This is a genomic window from Micromonospora sp. DT4 (assembly GCF_049841675.1).
GTDB lineage: Bacteria > Actinomycetota > Actinomycetes > Mycobacteriales > Micromonosporaceae > Micromonospora.
In genome coordinates this window covers 1-1,449 of sequence record NZ_JBNCKT010000278.1, presented here as the reverse complement: position 1 = coordinate 1,449, position 1,449 = coordinate 1, and the positions used below count along the sequence as shown (strand labels likewise).

Below are 1,449 nucleotides of genomic sequence, written 5' to 3'. Positions count from 1 at the left end.
CCGTTACCTTTTTGATCGTCCCCAGCCGGGGACTGCTCGGTCGCTCGGCCCGGTATGACTTACCGCCCCTGTCGTACGCATGATCCGGGGGGTGTTGTCGCCGGGCCGGGTGGCGCCGACGGACCGCTGATAGGGACACGGCCACCCGCTCTTTGGGGTAGGTCTCTTCGTAACGTGGCTGCCGGCAGTCGACGCCTGATCGACCGGGTCATGAGGTGACGTCGCGGGGAGGCGATAGCAGTGCACGGCGACTACCAGGTGTTCCTCGGTCTGGATGTCGGCAAGGACGGCCACCACGCCGTCGCGTTGACCCGGGACGGCAAGCGGCTGCACGACGCCGCGCTGGTCAACACCGAGGCGAAACTGCGGCAGGTCTTCGACAAGCTCGGCCGCCATGGCCGTGTCCTGGTCGTGGTCGATCAGCCCGCGACGATCGGCGCTCTGCCCGTCGCGGTCGCCCGAGCCTGCGGCCATCAGGTCGCCTACCTGCCCGGACTCGCGATGCGCCGGATCGCTGACCTGCACCCGGGCAGCGCGAAGACCGACGCCCGGGACGCCTATGTCATTGCCGACGCCGCCCGCACCCTGCCCCACACGCTCAGGCGCGTCGACGTCGGCGACGAAACCCTCGCCGAACTCGAAGTCCTGATCGGCTTCGACGACGACCTCGCCGGTGAAGCCACTCGTCTGGCCAACCGGATCCGCGGGCTGCTCACCCAGATCCACCCTGCCCTCGAACGTGTCCTGGGCCCGAAAGTGCAACACAAGGCTGTCCTCGAACTGCTGTCGCAGTGCGGCGGCCCAGCTGGTCTGCGCAAAGCCGGCCGCCGCAAACTCACCGCCATCGCCGTCAAAAACGCTCCCCGCATGGGCGAACGCCTCATCGACCAGGTGCTGACAGCCCTCGACGAGCAGACCGTCGTCGTGGCAGGCACCACCGCCGCGGAGACGGTCCTGCCCCGGCTCGCCGACAGCCTGCGTGACCTGCTCCAACAACGCGACCACGTCGCCACCGAAGTCGACAGGATGCTTGATGCGCACCCTCTCTCCTCGGTCCTGACCTCGATGCCGGGCATCGGCGTCAGGACCGCGGCCCGGATCCTGCTCGAAGTCGGCGACGGCACGGCGTTCGCCACCCCCGGCCACCTCGCCGCCTACGCCGGCCTCGCCCCGGTCACCCGCCGCTCCGGCAGCAGCATCCGCGGCGAACACCCACCCCGCGGCGGCAACAAGCAGCTCAAACGCGCGTTCTTTCTCGCCGCGTTCGCATCCCTCGCCGACCCGGTCAGCCGCGCCTACTACGACCGGAAACGCAAAGAGGGCAAACGCCACAACGCCGCTCTCATATGCCTCGCCCGCCGCCGCGTCGACGTCCTGTTCGCCATGCTCCGCGACAAAACGCCCTACCAGGCACGTCCCGCCGCCATCGCGGCTTGACAAAAACATAGG

The 1,449-nt window shown here is 68.8% G+C and carries 1 protein-coding gene; it reads left to right on the top strand.

The genetic code is table 11. The features are described 5' to 3' along the window. Positions 1–234: 234 nt before the first annotated feature. Positions 235–1,437 carry an IS110 family transposase gene (locus ACLQ24_RS29600; RefSeq protein WP_425895027.1) on the top strand — a complete coding sequence of 401 codons (1,203 nt, stop codon included), beginning with the start codon at positions 235–237 and terminating at the stop codon, positions 1,435–1,437. The last annotated feature ends 12 nt before the right edge of the window (positions 1,438–1,449 follow it).